The organism is Streptomyces sp. NBC_00287 (assembly GCF_036173105.1).
Taxonomy (GTDB): domain Bacteria; phylum Actinomycetota; class Actinomycetes; order Streptomycetales; family Streptomycetaceae; genus Streptomyces.
The window spans coordinates 8,770,823-8,787,035 of record NZ_CP108053.1 but is presented as its reverse complement, the minus strand read 5'-3'; the positions used below and the strand labels follow the sequence as shown (position 1 = coordinate 8,787,035).

At 72.1% G+C, this 16,213-nt stretch carries 8 protein-coding genes; 3 read left to right on the top strand and 5 right to left on the bottom strand.

Going from position 1 to position 16,213, the window contains the following annotated elements:
- The first annotated feature begins 10 nt into the window (after window positions 1–10).
- Window positions 11–946: a MoxR family ATPase gene (locus tag OHT76_RS39875; protein WP_328875756.1), complete on the top strand. Its 936-nt coding sequence runs from the start codon at window positions 11–13 to the stop codon at window positions 944–946.
- Complete coding sequence (fxsT, locus tag OHT76_RS39870) at window positions 943–4,740, top strand: FxSxx-COOH system tetratricopeptide repeat protein (RefSeq protein ID WP_328875755.1); 3,798 nt, start codon at window positions 943–945, stop codon at window positions 4,738–4,740. The genes OHT76_RS39875 and fxsT overlap by 4 nt, the downstream gene beginning before the upstream one ends.
- Here fxsT and OHT76_RS39865 read toward each other — a convergent pair.
- The 5 genes from OHT76_RS39865 to OHT76_RS39845 all read right to left on the bottom strand — a co-directional run bounded on the left by OHT76_RS39865 (window position 4,683) and on the right by OHT76_RS39845 (window position 13,526).
- Window positions 4,683–6,584 carry an HEXXH motif domain-containing protein gene (locus OHT76_RS39865; RefSeq protein ID WP_328875754.1) on the bottom strand — a complete coding sequence of 634 codons (1,902 nt, stop codon included), beginning with the start codon at window positions 6,582–6,584 and terminating at the stop codon, window positions 4,683–4,685. The genes fxsT and OHT76_RS39865 overlap by 58 nt on opposite strands.
- A gap of 76 nt (window positions 6,585–6,660) precedes the next feature.
- A complete protein-coding gene (locus OHT76_RS39860) occupies window positions 6,661–6,843 on the bottom strand; it encodes a hypothetical protein (protein WP_328875753.1) in 183 nt (60 codons plus the stop codon).
- Between the two features lie 30 nt (window positions 6,844–6,873).
- Window positions 6,874–8,007 carry an effector-associated domain 2-containing protein gene (locus OHT76_RS39855; protein WP_328875752.1) on the bottom strand — a complete coding sequence of 378 codons (1,134 nt, stop codon included), beginning with the start codon at window positions 8,005–8,007 and terminating at the stop codon, window positions 6,874–6,876.
- Window positions 8,008–8,044: 37 nt separating this feature from the next.
- On the bottom strand, window positions 8,045–10,288 hold the full coding sequence (locus tag OHT76_RS39850) for a glycoside hydrolase family 9 protein (protein WP_328875751.1): 2,244 nt from the start codon (window positions 10,286–10,288) through the stop codon (window positions 8,045–8,047).
- 145 nt (window positions 10,289–10,433) lie between these two features.
- On the bottom strand, window positions 10,434–13,526 hold the full coding sequence (locus OHT76_RS39845; RefSeq protein WP_328875750.1) for a glycoside hydrolase family 2 TIM barrel-domain containing protein: 3,093 nt from the start codon (window positions 13,524–13,526) through the stop codon (window positions 10,434–10,436).
- A 254-nt stretch (window positions 13,527–13,780) separates the two neighbouring features.
- Between OHT76_RS39845 and OHT76_RS39840 the strand changes: the two genes are divergently transcribed.
- On the top strand, window positions 13,781–16,156 hold the full coding sequence (locus OHT76_RS39840) for a SpoIIE family protein phosphatase (RefSeq protein WP_328875749.1): 2,376 nt from the start codon (window positions 13,781–13,783) through the stop codon (window positions 16,154–16,156).
- The last annotated feature ends 57 nt before the right edge of the window (window positions 16,157–16,213 follow it).

Below are 16,213 nucleotides of genomic sequence, written 5' to 3'. Positions count from 1 at the left end.
GGAAACGTCCATGGACTCCTGGTGGCTCTACCGGGGCACAGGCATCCCGCTCGACCCGGCCGAGCGGGACCGCCGGTGGCCGGCCCCACCGCCCTGGCGCATCTACTGCGGCGGCCCCGACGAACCACCGGCGCCACCGCGGGACGAGACGGCCACCCGAGTCCTCGGAGCCACGGGCACCCCCTGGGTCCCGGATCCCGACGAGGTGGCGGGGGTCAACACGGCACTCCAGCTGCGCCGTCCGCTGCTGGTCGGCGGCGAGCCGGGCACGGGCAAGTCCGCCCTCGCCCACCGGATCGCCCGGGAACTGGGCCTGGGTCCGGTGCTGCGCTGGCCCCTCACGGGCGCCAGTACCCTCGCCGAGGCCCTGTACGGCCCGGCCGGCCCCGGCACGGTCCGGCTGGGGCCGCTGGGCACCGCCCTGCTCCCGCGCCGATTACCGCGCGTCGTCCTGGTCGACGACCTGGACCGGGGCGGCTTCGACCTCCCCGACGAGCTGCTGGCCGTCCTGCACGACGGGGAGTTCACGATCCCCGGACTCCTCGGCTCCGACAGCGCCCTCGTCCACACCTGGGAGCCGGGCGGCACGGCAACGGTCCGCGGCGGGCTCGTACGGTGTCATGAGCCGCCGCTGGTCGTCGTCACGACCGGCGGTGAGCGCGACCTTCCGCCCGCCTTCGTACGGCACTGCGTGCGTCTTGAGCTCTCCCCGATGACGCGGGAGCGGCTGGCCGAGCTGGCCCGGGCCCGGTTCCCGGACGTCCCGGCGGAGGTGCTCGACGCCCTCCTCGACCGGGCCGAGCGGGAACCCGCCGGGGCGGGGCCGTTCCTCGACGCGCTGCACCTCGTGAACACGGGTGCCCTGGACGCGATCCGGGAAGGTGAAGGGGGAGGGAGCGCGGCCCTCGACACCCTGTGGCGCCGGGCCGCCTTGGAGGGGCCATGATGACGTCCGTCGACCGCCGGGACACCGCGTCTTCGCGCTGGACGGACATCACCGACCCGCAGGGCATCCTGCGCGCGCTGCGCGGACTGCGCGGGCAGCAGGCCTGGGACGTGGTCGTGGCGGTCGACCCGGACCCCGGGATGACGGTCTGGCACGACACGGCGGTGGAGTTCACCGATCTGCTGCGCCGCTCGCGCGTCTTTCGCCGCGTGGACCGGTGCGCTCTGCGCGCACTGCCGCCCGGCCACCCCTCTCCCGGGCGGCTGACGCTGGCGGTCACCGACGGCAACGCGCCCGGCTGGCGCACCGGAGCCCTCGGACAGGTCCTGCACCGCTGGGCGGCAGCCGGCACCCTGGCGGTCGTCCATCTGCTGCCCCATCAGGCCTGGCCCGAGTCCGGCGTCCCGACCTGGCCGCTGTCGCTGCGTTCGGCGGGACCCGGTGCGCCGAACCGCAGACACGGCACCCGGCCACGGCAGCTCGGCCTCGGCGCGCCCGAGGAGAGCGGCCCGTATCTGCCGGTTCCCGTCCTGGAGTTGGCCCCGCGGAGCCTGGAGTCGTGGGTAGGGCTGATCAACGGCGCCCGGGGCACCTGGACCCGGCTCCCGCTGACGTTCACCGCCCCGCGACCGGAAGGCCCCCGCCCCGCGCACACCGGCCCCGGGTCCGCCGCCGACCGCGTCGCCGCCTTCCGCCGCTCGGTGTCGCCCGAGGTGTCGGGCCTCGCGACCCTGCTCGCTGCCACGCCCCTGGGGGTCCCCGTGATCCGGCGCGTGCTCTCCCGGTTGCGTCCCGGCGCCCGGATCTCCGACTTCACGCAACTGCTCACCCACGGGCTGATCCACCCGGTCACAGGAGCACGGATCGCCTACGACTTCGCCCCGGACGTCCGCGGCGAACTCCTGGCCGCCGGACGGACCGAGGAGCTGCGGCGGGTCGTCGACGTCGTCGGTGAGGCGCTCGGCCCGTCGGCCCACCGGCTGTGGCAGGTCCCCGAGCTCCTGGCCGGCCGCCGACTCCCGCTGCCGCTCGGCCCGGACCCGCAGACCCGCGCCTGGGCCGAGCCGCAGATCGCCGTACTGCACGCCCTGTCGGGCCCGCACGCCGCCCAGGCACGGGCGCTGGAGCGCATGACCGCCGCGTCCGGAGCGCGCAGCGCCACCCGGGCTGCCCCCGCCCCACCCCCTTCGCACCTGCGGAAGCAGGAGGACCTGGTGAACGAGCCGAGCAACGCACCGCAGCCGCGCACCGACGTCCCGCCGGGCACGCCCCCGGGTCCGGCCGACCGCCGTGGCGGCGGCCGCGGCACCCCGGCCGTGTGGGGCCACGTACCGCCGCGCAATCCCAACTTCACCGGTCGCGAGGAGCTGTTGGACGCCCTGCGCCGCAGGCTCCGCAAGGAGAAGGCGACGGCGGTGCTGCCCAACGCGCTGCACGGGATGGGCGGCGTCGGCAAGACACTGCTGGCCGTGGAGTACCTCTACCGGCATCTCGGGGACTACGACCTCGTCTGGTGGATCTCCGCCGAACGCACCGCCCAGATCGCGCTGTCCCTGGTGGAGCTGGCGCCGCGGCTCGGTCTCGAGGCCGGCAGCGAGGCGACCTGGTCGGTGACGGCGGTGCTGGAGGCGCTGCGCCGCGGTGAGCCGTACGACAACTGGCTGCTGGTCTTCGACAACGCCGACAGCCCCGAGGCGGTGCGCCCCTACTTCCCGTCCGGCGGGCCGGGCAACATCCTTGTCACCTCGCGCAATCCGCAGTGGGCGAGCGTCGCCAAACCGCTGGAGGTGAATGTCTTCCGGCGCGAGGAGAGCGTGGACCTGCTGCGCCGGCGCGGCCCGGACATCACCGACGACGAGGCCGACCGGCTCGCGGACGCCCTGGGCGATCTGCCGCTGGCCATCGAGCAGGCGGCCGCCTGGCGGGCCGAGACCGGGATGCCCGCGGACGAGTATCTGCGATTGCTGGACGAAAAGCAGGTCGATCTCCTGGGCCTGGCCGCACCGCTCGACTACCAGCTGCCGGTCATCGCCGCCTGGAACGTCTCGCTGGACCAGCTGGAGACGAAGAACCCCGCCGCCATGCAGTTGCTGCAGCTGTGCGCCTTCTGCGCGCCCGAGTCGATCTCGCGCAGCCTGTTCGCGGGACGTCCGGGCGCCTCGATCACCGCCGAACTCGACGCGGTCCTGCGCGATCCGATCCGTCTCGGCCAGGCCATTCGGGAGATCGGCCGGTACTCACTGGCCCGGTTCGACCCGCGCGCCAACTCCCTCCAGATGCACCGGCTCGTCCAGACGGCCCTGATCTCCCGTATGACGGAGGCCGAACAGCAGCGCATGCGACACGGCATCCATCTGCTGCTGGCGGCCCACGACCCCAACGACCCGCACGACGCGCACCACTGGCCGCGCTACGGCGATCTGTACGCCCACCTGATCGTCTCCGAGGCCGTCGGGTCCGCCGACCCCTACGTGCGCCAGCTGATCATCAACGAGGTCCTCTACCTGTTGCGTTGGGGCAACTACGAGGCGGCCCTGCAACTGGCCCGCTCCGCCTACGAGTCCTGGCGGCAGGACAGCGGGGAGGACGACCCGAAGACCCTGGAGGTCTCCAAGTGGATGGGGGCCGTGCTGTACACGATGGGCCGCAACACCGAGGCGGCGGCCGTCAACGACCGGGTCCTGGAGGCCTACCGACGCACCGTCGGCGAGGACCACGAGGACACCCTGGACGCGCTCGGCAATGTGGCGATCGACCGGCGCGTCAAGGGCGACTTCACGGCGGCGCTGGAGCTGTCAGAGTCGGTGCACGAACGCTATGGACGGCTGCTCGGCGAGGAGGACCCCGAGACCCTGCGCGCTGCCCACAATCTGGGCGTCAGCCTGCGGCTCGCGGGACGGTTCGCACGGGCCCGGGAGCTGGACGCGCACACCTGGCACAGCAAGCAACAGCTCTACGGCCAGGACCATGTGCTGAGTCTGGTGACCTGGCTCAGTCTGATCCTCGACATCCGTGAACTGGGCGACTACCACGCGGCCCTGACCTACCAGCGCGAGCTGACCGAGCGGACCACCCGGCTGCTCGGGCACAACAACCCCTTCACGCTGTCCAACGACCGGCATCTGGCCGTGGCGTTGCGCAAGGCCGGCCGGCACCAGGAGGCGCAGGCCATGGCCGAGCAGTCCCAGACCGCTCTCGTCAGCCGGTACGGCGAGAACAACCCGGGTTCCATGGCGTCGACGTTGGAACTGTCGATCGATCTGAGGCACGCGGGCGACCTCACCACCGCGCGGGACCTCGGCGCGCGCATCCATGCCCAGTACGCCGAGACGTACGGCGGCACGCATCCGCACACCCTGTCGGCCGAGGTCGATCTCGCCGTCACGCACCGGCTCCTGGGCGACGCGGAGGCCGCGCGTACGGTGGACGAGCGGGCGCTGGCGGACTTCCGCCGGGTCCTCGGGGAGCGCCACCCCTCGTCCCTGGCGTGCGCGACGAACCTGGCCAGCGACCTGTACGCGCTCGGCGAGTACGAGCCGGCCCGGGAGCTGGACGAGCAGACGTTGGCGCTCTCCACCGAGGTGCTCGGCGCGGAGCACCCCTCCACCCTGGCCTGCGCCGCCAACCTCCCGCTGGATCTACGGGCGTTGGGCGAGCACGAGGAGGCCGAGCGCCTGCACAGCGCGACGGCGGAGCGGCTCAACCGTGTGCTCGGGGCGGATCATCCTGCCGTGCGTCAGGCCGTGGACTGGGAACACCGGGCGGACTGCGACATCGATCCGCTTCCCCTGTGAGCGCCGTCGTCGTCCCACGTGTGGACCAGCCAGCGGGCGAGCTCGGACGGCGGCGGGGTCTGCCCCGAAGTCCGGGTGATCTCCTGGGAGACGGCACGCAGCAGTTCCGGCGGTTGGCCGAACAGCAGCCCGAGTCCGCCCCAGGCGGCGGGCCGTGACGTCTCCTCGGCGTACAGCGCGGCGGCCGCGTCCGAGTCGCCCGCCACGTAGGCCAGGTCCGCGGAGATGACGTCCTTCGGCCGGGGTCCGCCTTCGCGGGCCTCGGCGAAGGCGTGCGGGTCGGTGATCCGCAGGCGGACCAGATGCGCGTAGGCGTCCAGACGGCAGCCCGCGGGATCCGTGACGACGTCCCCGCCGGTCTCCTCGGTCACCGCGAGCGGCGGCGGTGTGCCGCGCAGCCAGGAGTCCGCAACCGACCGCACCGCCGCCTCGTCGGGTACCAGATGGTGGGCGCGCCAGGCGGCGCGCTGGTGGGTGGCGGCCCGCTCGGCCAGCAGCAGCGTCGTCTCGGGCACCGGTTCGGCGTCCCAGGAACGGATGTCCGCGAGCAGGGCGCGCACCAGTCTGCGGCCGGTCTCGGTCAGCGCGGGATGGGCGTGCAGGGTCTCCAGGGTGGCGCGGGACTCCCGTCGCCACAGGGCGAACTCGAAGCGGGCGCGCTCGCGGGCGCTGCCGCTGTCACGCGCACAGCGGTCCCGCCAGAAGCGGGCGACGCCGGAGAACGCGAAGGCGCCGTGCAGCACACCGCTCAGCGGCCTGGGGTCGTCCCGCCAGGGCGCGTGGAAGAGGTCGGGGCAGTCGTCGGCCAGCGGGGTGAGGTGCATGAGGCCGTTGAGCAGGGTGTGGCGGAACTCGTGGACCAAGGTCACCGCGAGTTCCACGGCGGCCTCGTCGTCGGTCACTTGGGCGTGCGGCGCGGAGAGCATCACGCAGCCGAAGGCCTCCGAGGCGGAGGCGCTGCGCGGCCGGAAGCGCTCCGCGGGCGGCAGCGGAACCAGCGAGAAGAGTCCGGCCGCGAGGGCCTCGGCGCTCTCACGGTGGTCCTCGACGAGCAGCGCCCACGCCCGGTCGAGGACGCGCCGCCAGTGCCGTAGCGCGGTCGCGTCGAGCCGGTCGGGCCCGCTGGTACCGGCGATGACGGGGTAGCGGGCCAGGTCGTCGATGGTGAGGGTGAGGGTCAGTTCGTGGTGGCTGACGGACAGCCGACGCATGCCGGTCCAGCCGGGCCCGTCCTGGGTGGCGTCCTTCGGCACCGTCACGACGGGTCCGTCGCCCTGCGGGCGGACGCGCGCCGTCCCGTTCTGCGCGCCGACTTCGGCCACTCCCCACGGCTCGCGAGCGACCGACTGCGCCCGGCCCAGGCACGGGAGGAGGACGGCACCGTCCCGGGACGGGACCTGGATCCGGAAGTCGACACCGGCGAGGACGGCACCGGCGGCGGCCAGGGCGTGCAGCTGACCCACGTCGGACCAGAGCGGCGCGTCGGCGTCCTGCGAGCCGCGCAGCCGGCGCAGCACATGGGCGGCCCACAGCCCGGTCTGCGGGTCCATCAGCAGCCGGTGCACGGCCTCCGGGCGCTGCCGCTGGGCCCGCGCGAGCAGATCCCATGCCTCACGCGCCGGAGCGAGGTCGCCGACCGCCGCCGGGCGGGCGGTGACCTCGTCCACCAGGACGCGCAGCAGCAGAAGGCGCCTGCTGTACTCGGCGTCGAGGAGTGCGTGCGTCGCGCGGAGCCGTTCGCCGGTGGAGCAGAGCATCCCGAAGGAGACGTCATCGAGGCGATGGGGCCGCAAGGCATGCGGGGAGTTCTCGGATTCCTCAGCGGCTTCAGACGACGTGCCCACGAACGCTTCCTCACCCACGGTGTCCACGGTTGCAGCGCACCCTACCGGCCGGGGCCTACGGTGAGTCGGTTCTCGGTCAACTGGGCTCGCTGCCACCCCGTGTGCTGAACGGCCGGTCCACGCTCGTGAGCAGCATGTCCACCGCCGGCCGCAGCGCGTCCTGCCCTACCTGGGGAAGCTCGTCCAACGAAAGGTGGGACAGGCGGGGCAGCCAGGACTCGACGCTCGCGGGCTGTGCCGCATCACAGGACTCGTACATGGGGCCCGATCGTAAGGGACTCGGGACACCTCACGCAGACGCCTCGACGATCAGCCGGTGCGCGCTCTCCGCCTCCGGACTGCCCCCCGCACACAGCAGCACCGCCTCCGCCAACTCCCTGAGCGCGCCCGGTCTGCGGGCACAGGTGCGCAGGATGCTGATGGTGTCCATGCGGGGGCGGCTGTGCCGGGGAATGGCGGCGCGTACGCCGATTCGCAGCAGGCCGAGGATCTCCTCCCGCCCCTGCGGTTCGACGAACTCCTCCACCGCCAGGAGAGCGTCCGTCAAGGCGCGGAGCCGGTCGGGGGGCAGGTCGGTGTGCATGGGGCTCACAGGGTCGGGGGCACCGCGGGAGAGGAGCTGACCTTCGTCGCCGTCCCAGGTGCGGGACCACAAGTATGTGGGGGTCTGGGAGGCGCTGCCTTCCGCGCGCAGGCCGGTGAAGCGCTCGCGCAGGCGGTCCATCAGCGCGCCCGGGTCCGGTGGCCAGCCGGTGCCGATGGTCTCGTCGTCGGTGAGGACCGCCAGCGCCTCACGGCTGAACAGGCCCGTCCCGGGGACGGAGAGGTTCGTCGCGGCCTCTCCCGGCCGGGCCGCGAACAGCACCGCCTGGTCGCGGGCGGTCCGCGGCATCGGGGTGCCGTAGTCCTCGCGCGGCAGTTGGCGTCGGGCGCGCCACGGGTTGTGCAGGAGCTGGCAGGCGTCGACCAGCCAGATCTGGCGGGGGTGGCGGAGCGCGGCGCGGTAGTACGTCAGGAGCGCGTCGAAGTCCAGGTTGAGCGGGTCGTCGGAGGTGGCGTCCGCGTAGAAGAGCCGCCGTCTGCCTTCCGCGTCCACCACGCCGTGCCCGCCCCACACCACCCACAGCAGCTCGCTCTGCTCCGCAGCGACGGTCCGCAGCAGCGTGCTGTGCACGGTGGCCCGGTCCGCGCCGAGGACGGTGTACGGCACCTTCCCCGCGATATCCGCCCGCTCGGGCGGTGCGGACAGCAGCGCGGTGATCCGCTCGGGCGGCACACCCCGGGCGAGGAACCAGTCCGCGAACCGCAGCGCGTCGGACACGGGGCCGTCGAGTGCCCAGTGCGCCCCCGCCTCGTAGGCGTCGACGCCCACCACGACGACGGTCGTGCGACGGGGATCTGCGTGCGGAACCGGTGAGTTCATGCGCCCAGTGTGCCGCCCGAGCGGGCTCAGCGGGTCGTCATCCTTGGTCCGCCACGAAGGACGCCATCCGGGTCAGTGCCGAGTTCCAGTTGATGGTGTGCTCGTTGGTCGACCAGGACTGGATGTCGTCGATGTAGCAGAACTGGCCGACGCAGCCCTGGAGTTTGCTCTGTGCAAAGGGGTCCTGGATGCTTGAGTTCGGGCCTCCGGCCAGGGTGCCGGCCGGTGGGTTCGGCTGGTTCGGGTCGAGTTGGTGGGCGTACCAACGGGCGTGCTGGTTCTGGGAGTTGACCTCTCCGTAGCCGGTCACGTAGGAGATGTTCAGCGCGTTGCGACCGAAGAGGTAGTCCATGCTTTGCAGCGCGCCGTCCCGGTACTTCGAGGCTCCCGAGATGTCGTACGCGGTCGCGATGACCACGGCGTTGTGCAGGATCTGGTGGTTGGAGCCCCAGTCGTAGAGGTTGCCGTCGGGGGCGTAGGGCATGCCGTACGCGTGTGACTTGAGCGTGGCCAGGTAGCGGTCCGCTCCCTTGATCACGGACTGGCGCACCTTGTCCTTGCCGGGCAGCTTGCTCGGCACGGTCGCCAGGTCGAGGCGGGCCGCTGCCGCTGTCCTGGCCCAGTCGTAGCCGTTGGCGCCGAAGATGTCGGCGGTATGGGCCGGGGAGTTCAGGACGCGGTCCGCGAACTGCTTCTCACCGGTGGTGAGATACAGCTCGGCGGCGGCCCAGTAGAACTCGTCGGTGACGTTGTTGTCGCCGTAGGCGCCGCCGCCGATGCCGTCGCTGTCGGAGGCGTAGACGTCGGGATGCGCGAGCGCCGCCGACCATGCCTGGCGCGCGGCGGCCAGCGCCTTCGCGGCGAACTCCCGGTCGTACGGCTTGTACAGACGCGCCGCCTGGGCGGCCGTCGCCGCCAGGTTCAGGGTCGCCGCGGTCGACGGCGGATGCAGTTCCCGCTTCTGCGGATCGTCGCTCGGCAGCAGCGGCAGGCCCGTCCACTGCTCGTCATGGATCTTGTGATGGGCCATGCCGGCCAACGGCTGCCCCGCGGGCACCTGCATCTTCAGCAGGAACTCCAGCTCCCAGCGGACCTCGTCGAGAAGGTCCGGCACCTTGTTGCCGCTCTCGGGGATGGCGAGGGTACGGTCGCCCAGCTTCCCCGGGTCTCCGGTGCGGGCGTGCAGCGCGCGCTCGTAGGTGCTGAGCAGCTCCCAGACCGAAATGCCGCCGTTGACGACGTACTTGCCGTGGTCCCCGGCGTCGTACCAGCCACCCGTGACATCGAGGGTGTAGTCACATACGCCGGGCTGGCAGGGCACGGCGCCGTCGCCCTGGTTGGGCGCGACGTCGACATGGCCCGCGGGGCGGGCGTAACCGGGTCGTAGATCGTCGCGTATCGCGATGCCGCTGCGCTGCGTGTAGTAGTACTTCGCGGCGTCCAGGCGCAGCCGCTCGTAGACGCTCGCGTCGATGTCGAAGGGGCGGCTGGTCTCGCCGTCGGCGATCAGGGTGAGGCCCGTGCCGCGGGCGCGGTAGGAGCCGAAGTCGATGGAGTGGACGTTCTGCCCGGAGGAGGCGTCGGTGCCGCGTGGCACGGTCCAACCACGGGCGACCACGGTTCCGCCGGCGCCGCGAAGCTGCCACGGCAGCCGCTCGGTCGCGTCGGTGACGAGGGTGGCGTTCTTGGGTCCCGCGGGCAGATAGGCGACCTGATTCACCCGCACCCGCGGCCCGGTGTCCGGCTCATAGGGCTCCGGCTCCACCCCGCCCACCAGCGAGACGTCGTCCATGCAGAACCGCCAGGCGTCCGCGCTGCCACCGACCTGGAGGCCGACCTGGCCCTGGGCGGTGTCGACAGGCGCGGTGAAGGTGTACGAGTAGCGGTTCCCGGAGACGCTGAGCTGCGGTGACACCTCGAAGTAGGTGTCGTACGGAGCAACTTGGAGGCCGACGATCGCGCGCACGACGTGTGCGTCGGGCACTCCGGAGGCGGTGAAGGAGAAGCGGTACGACTCTCCCTCGACGAGGGTGATGTCGTTCTGGCCGACGGCCGCGTCCCAGCGGTTGGTGGTGCCGCCGGGCACGTCCGCGCAGAGCTGTCCGTCGGACAGGCCCGCGGTGACGTTGCTGCTCGTCCACCACGGTTCGGTGGTGGTGTCGAAGGTGCCGTTCCTGACCTGTTCGACCTCGTCGGCACCGGCCACGGGGGCGGGCAGGGCGACCAGGGCCGCTCCGAGCAGGGTCGTCAGGGACAGTACGGCGGTTCTGCGTCGTTTCACGTCTGGGCTCCTCGGCGGGAGGTACGGGTGACGCCCCCCGATGGGAGCGCTCCCAGATGCGGACGCAGGACATGCTTGTTGCAGGTGTGACACCCCGTCAACGGTCCGGACGGGAATGCTTTCCGCCCGGACCGAGAAGGCGACTTCAGGCGCCCGGCGCCTCCAGCTTGCTGATGCGGACCGCGCCGCGCGCCTGACCTGGGTGGGCGCTGGTCAGGGTGAGGCGCAGCCGGGAGCCGCGCACCGGGTCGAAGGTGATCGCCGTCGGCGCGTCGGAGGCGGGGGCCCAGTCGACCGAGATCCCGGTGGCTGCGACCCATCGGCGGCCGTCCCAGACGGCGACCTCGATGGCGGCGGGCAGGGTGTGCGTCGCGTCGGCGGTGAAGGAGACCTCGGCCCGGTCGAGGGTCCGGGACCGCCCGAAGTCGACGCTCACCCAGTCCTCCGCCCGCGCGCCGTCGAAGGCGGGCAGCAGGGCCGTGGCCGCCTTGTGGAAGCCGTTGGACCAGCCGGTGGCCGGGGCACCGTCGAGCATCGCGGCCGGGAGGGTGTCCGGGCGGCCGGAGTAACTGGCGTCCGCATGAGGGTAGTTCGTCGGCGCCGGAAGGTCCGGCTCGAAGGCCGCGGCCGGGGTGAGCGCGACCGAGTCGGCTCGGGTGGTGCGCACGGTCAGCGTGCCGGACCGCAGCCCCTCCGCCCGTGCGGTCACCTTCAGCACGCCCGCCTTCGTGCCGGACCGCACCATCGCAAGTGCCTTGCCGTGGAAGGCGGTCCGGGTGCTCGCCCGGTAACGCTCGGCGCTCTCCTGACGGCCGTTGTCGAGCCCGGCGACCGAGCCGCCGGCCACGTCGAAGGCGATCAGGTCCTCGGCGTCGGGCACGACCACTCCGCGCGCGTCGACGACCTCGGCGGTCACGAACAGCAGCGAACGGCCGTCGGCGGCAAGGGAGTCACGGTCGGTGGTGAGCCGTACGGCGTGCGGCTTGCCCGCGGTCCGCAGCACATCCGTCGCCACGACCGTCCCCTCGCTGCGCGCGACCGCCTTCAACTCGCCCGGCTCGTACGCCACTTTCCAGGTCAGATGCAGCTTGCCCGCGCTCCCGTTCGGGCTGGTGTAACTGCCGGGATAGGGGGCCTCGGTGAAGGTCTTGTCGTCGCCGGTGGCCTCGGTGGTCTCCAGGTAGACCCGTCCGTCGGTGGTCTTCTTGGTGTCGAAGGTCCGGGTGCCGAGGGAGCGTCCGTTGAGGAAGAGCTCGACCGTGTCGACGTTGGCGTACGCCCACACCTCGACCGTGTCGCCCTTGGCGTGGTTCCAGGTCGTCGGCAACAGATGGACCATGGGCTCGCTCGTCCACTGGCTCTGGAACAGGTAGTACATGTCCTTGGGGAATCCGGCCGTGTCGACCGCGCCGAAGAAGGACGCCTTCACGGGGAAGACGTCGTACGGCGTGGGCTCCCCGAGGTAGTCGATACCGGACCACAGGAACTGTCCCGTGAACCACTTCCGGTCCCGGTCCTTCTTGTGCCCGTACTCGCCGCTCATCGTCCAGGAGGCGAGGTTGTTGTCGTACGACGAGGTCGCCCGTCTGCCCGGGGTGTAGTTCTCGCCCGTGTTGAGGCGCTCAGGCTCCTGGTAGGTGCCGCGGCTGGAGGTCTCCGAGGAGGACTCGGACTCGAAGAGGAACAGGTGCGGGTAGGTCGTGTGCAGGGCGTCCACGGATTTCGCGGTGTTGTAGTTGAGGCCGAGGCCGTCCAGCTTGGCGAGCATCCGGTCGGCCGCCGAGCCCTTGGCCGGAAGTCGGCGGTATTTGTCGGAGCCGATGACCAGCGGGCGGGTGTCGTCGGCGGCCCGGATGGCGTCGATGACACGGTCGGCCATGGCGAGCCCGGCGGTGGAGGTGGAGTCGGGTACCTCGTTACCGATGGACCACAGGACCACGGCCGGACAGTTGCGGGCGGCGAGCACCATCTCGGTGGCGTCCTTGTCGCCCCACTCGTCGAAGAACCGTCCGTAGTCGTAGCGGTTCTTGCCGGTGCGCCAGCAGTCGAACGCCTCCACCATCATCACCACGCCCATCTCCTCGCAGACCTGGAGGACTTCGGGCGCGGGCGGGTTGTGGGAGGTGCGCAGGGCATTGACGCCCATCGACTTCATGATGGTCAGCTGTCTGCGGATCGCGTCGATGCTCACGGCGGCGCCGAGGGCGCCCAGATCGTGGTGGAGGTCGACGCCCCGGATCTTGGTGTGGGCGCCGTTGAGGAAGAAGCCCTCCTCCGGGTCGAAGCGGAAGGTGCGGATACCGAAGGGCGTGCGGTAGGTGTCCACGGTCCTTCCGCCGACGCGGAGTTCGGTGTGGAGGGTGTAGCGGTGCGGGGACTCGAAGTCCCACAACTTCGGGTCGGTGAGGGCGAGTTCATGGGTCTCCGTCGCCCGGTCGGTGACGGCGACCGTGGAGGACGTACGGGCCACGGTCCGGCCGCCGGGGCCCGCGATCCGCGAGACGACCTCGACGTCCGCGCCGCTGCCGGAGTCATTGGCCACGGTGGTCTGCACCCGCACGAGGGCGCGTTCCGCCGTGACCTCGGGTGTCGTGACGTACGTGCCCCAGCGCGCCACATGCACCGGCTCGGTCACCACGAGCCGGGCCTCGCGGTAGATACCGCTGCCGGAGTACCAGCGGCTACTGGGGAGCTGGTTGCGGACCATGACGGCGAGGACGTTCTCGGTGGTGCCGTCGGTGTGCAGCAGCTCGGTGAGGTCGAGGGCGAAGCCGGTGTAGCCGTAGGGGTGGCGGCCGATCTCCCGGCCGTTGCAGTGCACGACGCAGTCCATGTAGACGCCGTCGAACTCCACCGAGATCCGCTTCCCGGCCAGGGCGGGCGGCAGGGTGAAGGCCAGGCGGTACCAGCCGAGGCCGCCCGGGAAGAAGCCGGTGCCGCTGGTGGTGCCGTGCTCGGTGGTCGGGGCGAGCTCGATGCTCCAGTCGTGCGGGACGGCCACCTCCCGCCATGCCGAGTCGTCGTACGCGGGCTCCGCGGCGCCGTCGTAGGCGCCGGTCGGATCGGTGATCCCGCCCGGGTTGACCAGGGCGAACCGCCAGCCGTCGCGCAGCGGGACGGTACGGCGGCCGGAGCGGTCCCCGGCGGTCCCGGCGGCCTGCGCCGGGGTGCCTGTCAGCGCTCCTGCGGCCGGCGCGGCCGTAGAGGCGATCAGAACCGATCTGCGAGTGACCGTCATACGGGTCTCCCTCATCAGGTGCAACAGAAATACTCACAACTGATCGCGAACACGCAGATTCTGACCGGCAGGCACACAGCAGCGTCAAGGGTCGGGAGCAAGCGCTTGCACCCAGCTGTCACAACGGCCGGAAATCGACCTTGACCGTTCGGCCGCCCGCACAGGAGTTCCCCGTCCGTCCGGGGCCGGGACCCACTACGCTGGAACTCAAGTGACCACTAGTCACTGTGAGTGTCCGCGTGGGAGTGGCGACGATGAGCCCGCACGAACCGATCGACGACGCCGCGACGGCTCGTGCTGTCATCGACGAACACGGCACCCTGGTGGAGTGGAACGCCGGTGCCCGGCGGCTGCTGGGCTGGCCGGCCGCCGACGTCGTGGGCCGCCCCGCAGACGAGCTGCTGGCCGACGGCTCGCTGCCCGTCCCGGCGGGCCCCCGCTGGGACGGCACTGTCCCCTTGCGCCATCAGGACGGCCACCGGGTCCGGGTGTGGCTGCTGGCCCACCACCGCCCACCGAGCGAGGACCGCCCGGCCCACTGGCTCGTGGTCACCCCGCTGGAGCCGGGCGGCCCCCGCTCCCCCGACGACCCGCTGGCCACGGCCGCGCTCACCCAGTCGCCGTGCGCCGTCGCCGTCTACGACGAGCGGCTGCGGCTGAACCGGATCAACGACGCCATGGCCGAGGTGATCGGGCTGCCCGAGGACCGCATCCAGGGGCTGAGGCTGTCCGAGATCGGCGGCAAGGCGCAGAGCGAGGAGCTGGAGGAGCACATGGCCGACGTGCTGGCCACCGGCCGGGCCCGGGATGTGCAGACGTACATGCGCACCGGCGGCGAGGCCGGCGCACACGCCTGGCTGGCCCGGATGGCGCCCGTCACGGACGGCCATGGACGGGTGCGGGGCGTGTGCCTGGCCGCCCATGACTTCACCGAGAACTACCTCTCCCGCGAGCGGCTCCACCTGGTCAACGAGGCCAGCGTGCGCATCGGCAGCACCCTCGACGTCACCCGGACGGCACAGGAGCTCGCCGATGTGTGCGTCCCCGCGCTCGGCGACTTCGTCAGCGTCGACCTGCTCGACCCCGACGAGGAGGGCGGGGGCCCGCCGGCGCCGATCACCGCGCCGGTCGGACTGCGCCGCGCCGCGCACCGGTCGATCACCCCGGGCGACCCTGAGGCCGTGGTCAAACCCGGGCACCTGGAGCTCTACCCGGCCGAGTCCCCGCAGGCCGCCTCGCTGACGGCTGGCCGCACCGTCGTCGCCTCGGTACCCTCCGGCGACCTCGACCAGTGGCTGAGCCGGGACACGAAACGCAGCGCCCGGGTCAGGGAGCACGGCATCCACTCCACGATGTCCGTGCCGATCCGGGCCCGGGGCCTGACCCTGGGCGTCGCGGTGCTCACCCGGTTCCGCCGCCCCGACCCCTTCACCCCCGACGATGTGCTGCTCGCCGAGGAGATCACGGCCCGCGCGGCCGTCTGCGTCGACAACGCCCGCCGCTACTCCCGCGAACGCGAGACCGCGCTCGCCCTCCAGCGCAGCCTGCTCCCCCGGGGACTCCCCCGCACGCCCGCAGTCGACGCGGCCTCCCGCTACCTCCCCGCCGCCCGCTCCGGCGTCGGCGGCGACTGGTTCGATGTGATCCCGCTGTCCGGGATGCGGGTCGCGCTGTGCGTCGGGGACGTCGTCGGGCACGGCATCCAGGCCTCGGCGACCATGGGTAGGCTGCGCACCGCCGTCCGCACCCTGGCCGACATCGACCTGGCCCCGGACGAGCTGCTCACCCACCTCGACGATCTCGTCGTTCGGCTGTCCGAAGAGGCCGGTGGGGAGGGCAGCCCGGGCGAGGTCGGCGCCACCTGTCTGTACGCCATGTACGACCCGGTGTCACGGCGCTGTGCGCTGGCCCGGGCCGGACATCCGCCGCCCGTGCTGGTCCCGCCGAAGGGTGCGCCCCGGCAGATCGACATGCCCGCCGGGCCGCCGCTGGGTTTCGGCGGGCTGCCGTTCGAGTCGGCCGAGCTGGATGTGCGCGAGGGCAGTGTGCTGGGGTTCTTCACCGACGGTCTGCTCGAGCACCGCGAACGGGACGTCGACGCCGGCCAGGCGCTGCTCCTGGACGCCCTGGCGATCTCCACGGAATCGCTGGAGGAGACCTGCGACCGGATCCTGCACGCCCTGCTCCCACCCGGCGGCGTCCCCGACGACGTGGCCCTGTTGCTGGCCCGCACCCGGGGCCTGCCCGCCTCCCAGGTCGCCACCTGGGACATCCCCGCCGACCCGGCGCTGGTCTCGCCGATCCGCAAGCAGGTCGTCGAGCAGCTCGACTCCTGGGAGCTGAGCGAGGCGTCGTTCACGGCCGAACTGGTGGTGAGCGAGCTGGTCACCAACGCCATCCGGTACGGCTCGCAGCCGATCCGGCTCCGGCTGATCCATGACGCGGCCACGCTGATCTGCGAGGTGTCCGACGCCAGCCACACGGCACCGCATCTGCGCCGGGCCAAGACCTGGGACGAGGGCGGCCGAGGGCTGCTGCTGGTCGCCCAGCTCACCCAGCGCTGGGGCAGCCGGCACACCGCCCAGGGCAAGACGATCTGGGCGGAACTCACCCTCCTCGACGAGGACTGAGCGGCGTACGCTTTCCGCGTTTCTCCTTGCGTACGGCGGACACTCGGGAACATGACG

What these genes read in the sequence shown, in the direction of transcription:
- OHT76_RS39855 (WP_328875752.1), bottom strand. Translation starts at nt 8,007, where the DNA reads ATGAACTCACCGGTTCCGCACGCAGATCCCCGTCGCACGACCGTCGTC.
- OHT76_RS39860 (WP_328875753.1), bottom strand. Translation starts at nt 6,843, where the DNA reads ATGTACGAGTCCTGTGATGCGGCACAGCCCGCGAGCGTCGAGTCCTGG.
- OHT76_RS39845 (WP_328875750.1), bottom strand. Translation starts at nt 13,526, where the DNA reads ATGACGGTCACTCGCAGATCGGTTCTGATCGCCTCTACGGCCGCGCCG.
- fxsT (WP_328875755.1), top strand. Translation starts at nt 943, where the DNA reads ATGATGACGTCCGTCGACCGCCGGGACACCGCGTCTTCGCGCTGGACG.
- OHT76_RS39840 (WP_328875749.1), top strand. Translation starts at nt 13,781, where the DNA reads ATGAGCCCGCACGAACCGATCGACGACGCCGCGACGGCTCGTGCTGTC.
- OHT76_RS39875 (WP_328875756.1), top strand. Translation starts at nt 11, where the DNA reads ATGGACTCCTGGTGGCTCTACCGGGGCACAGGCATCCCGCTCGACCCG.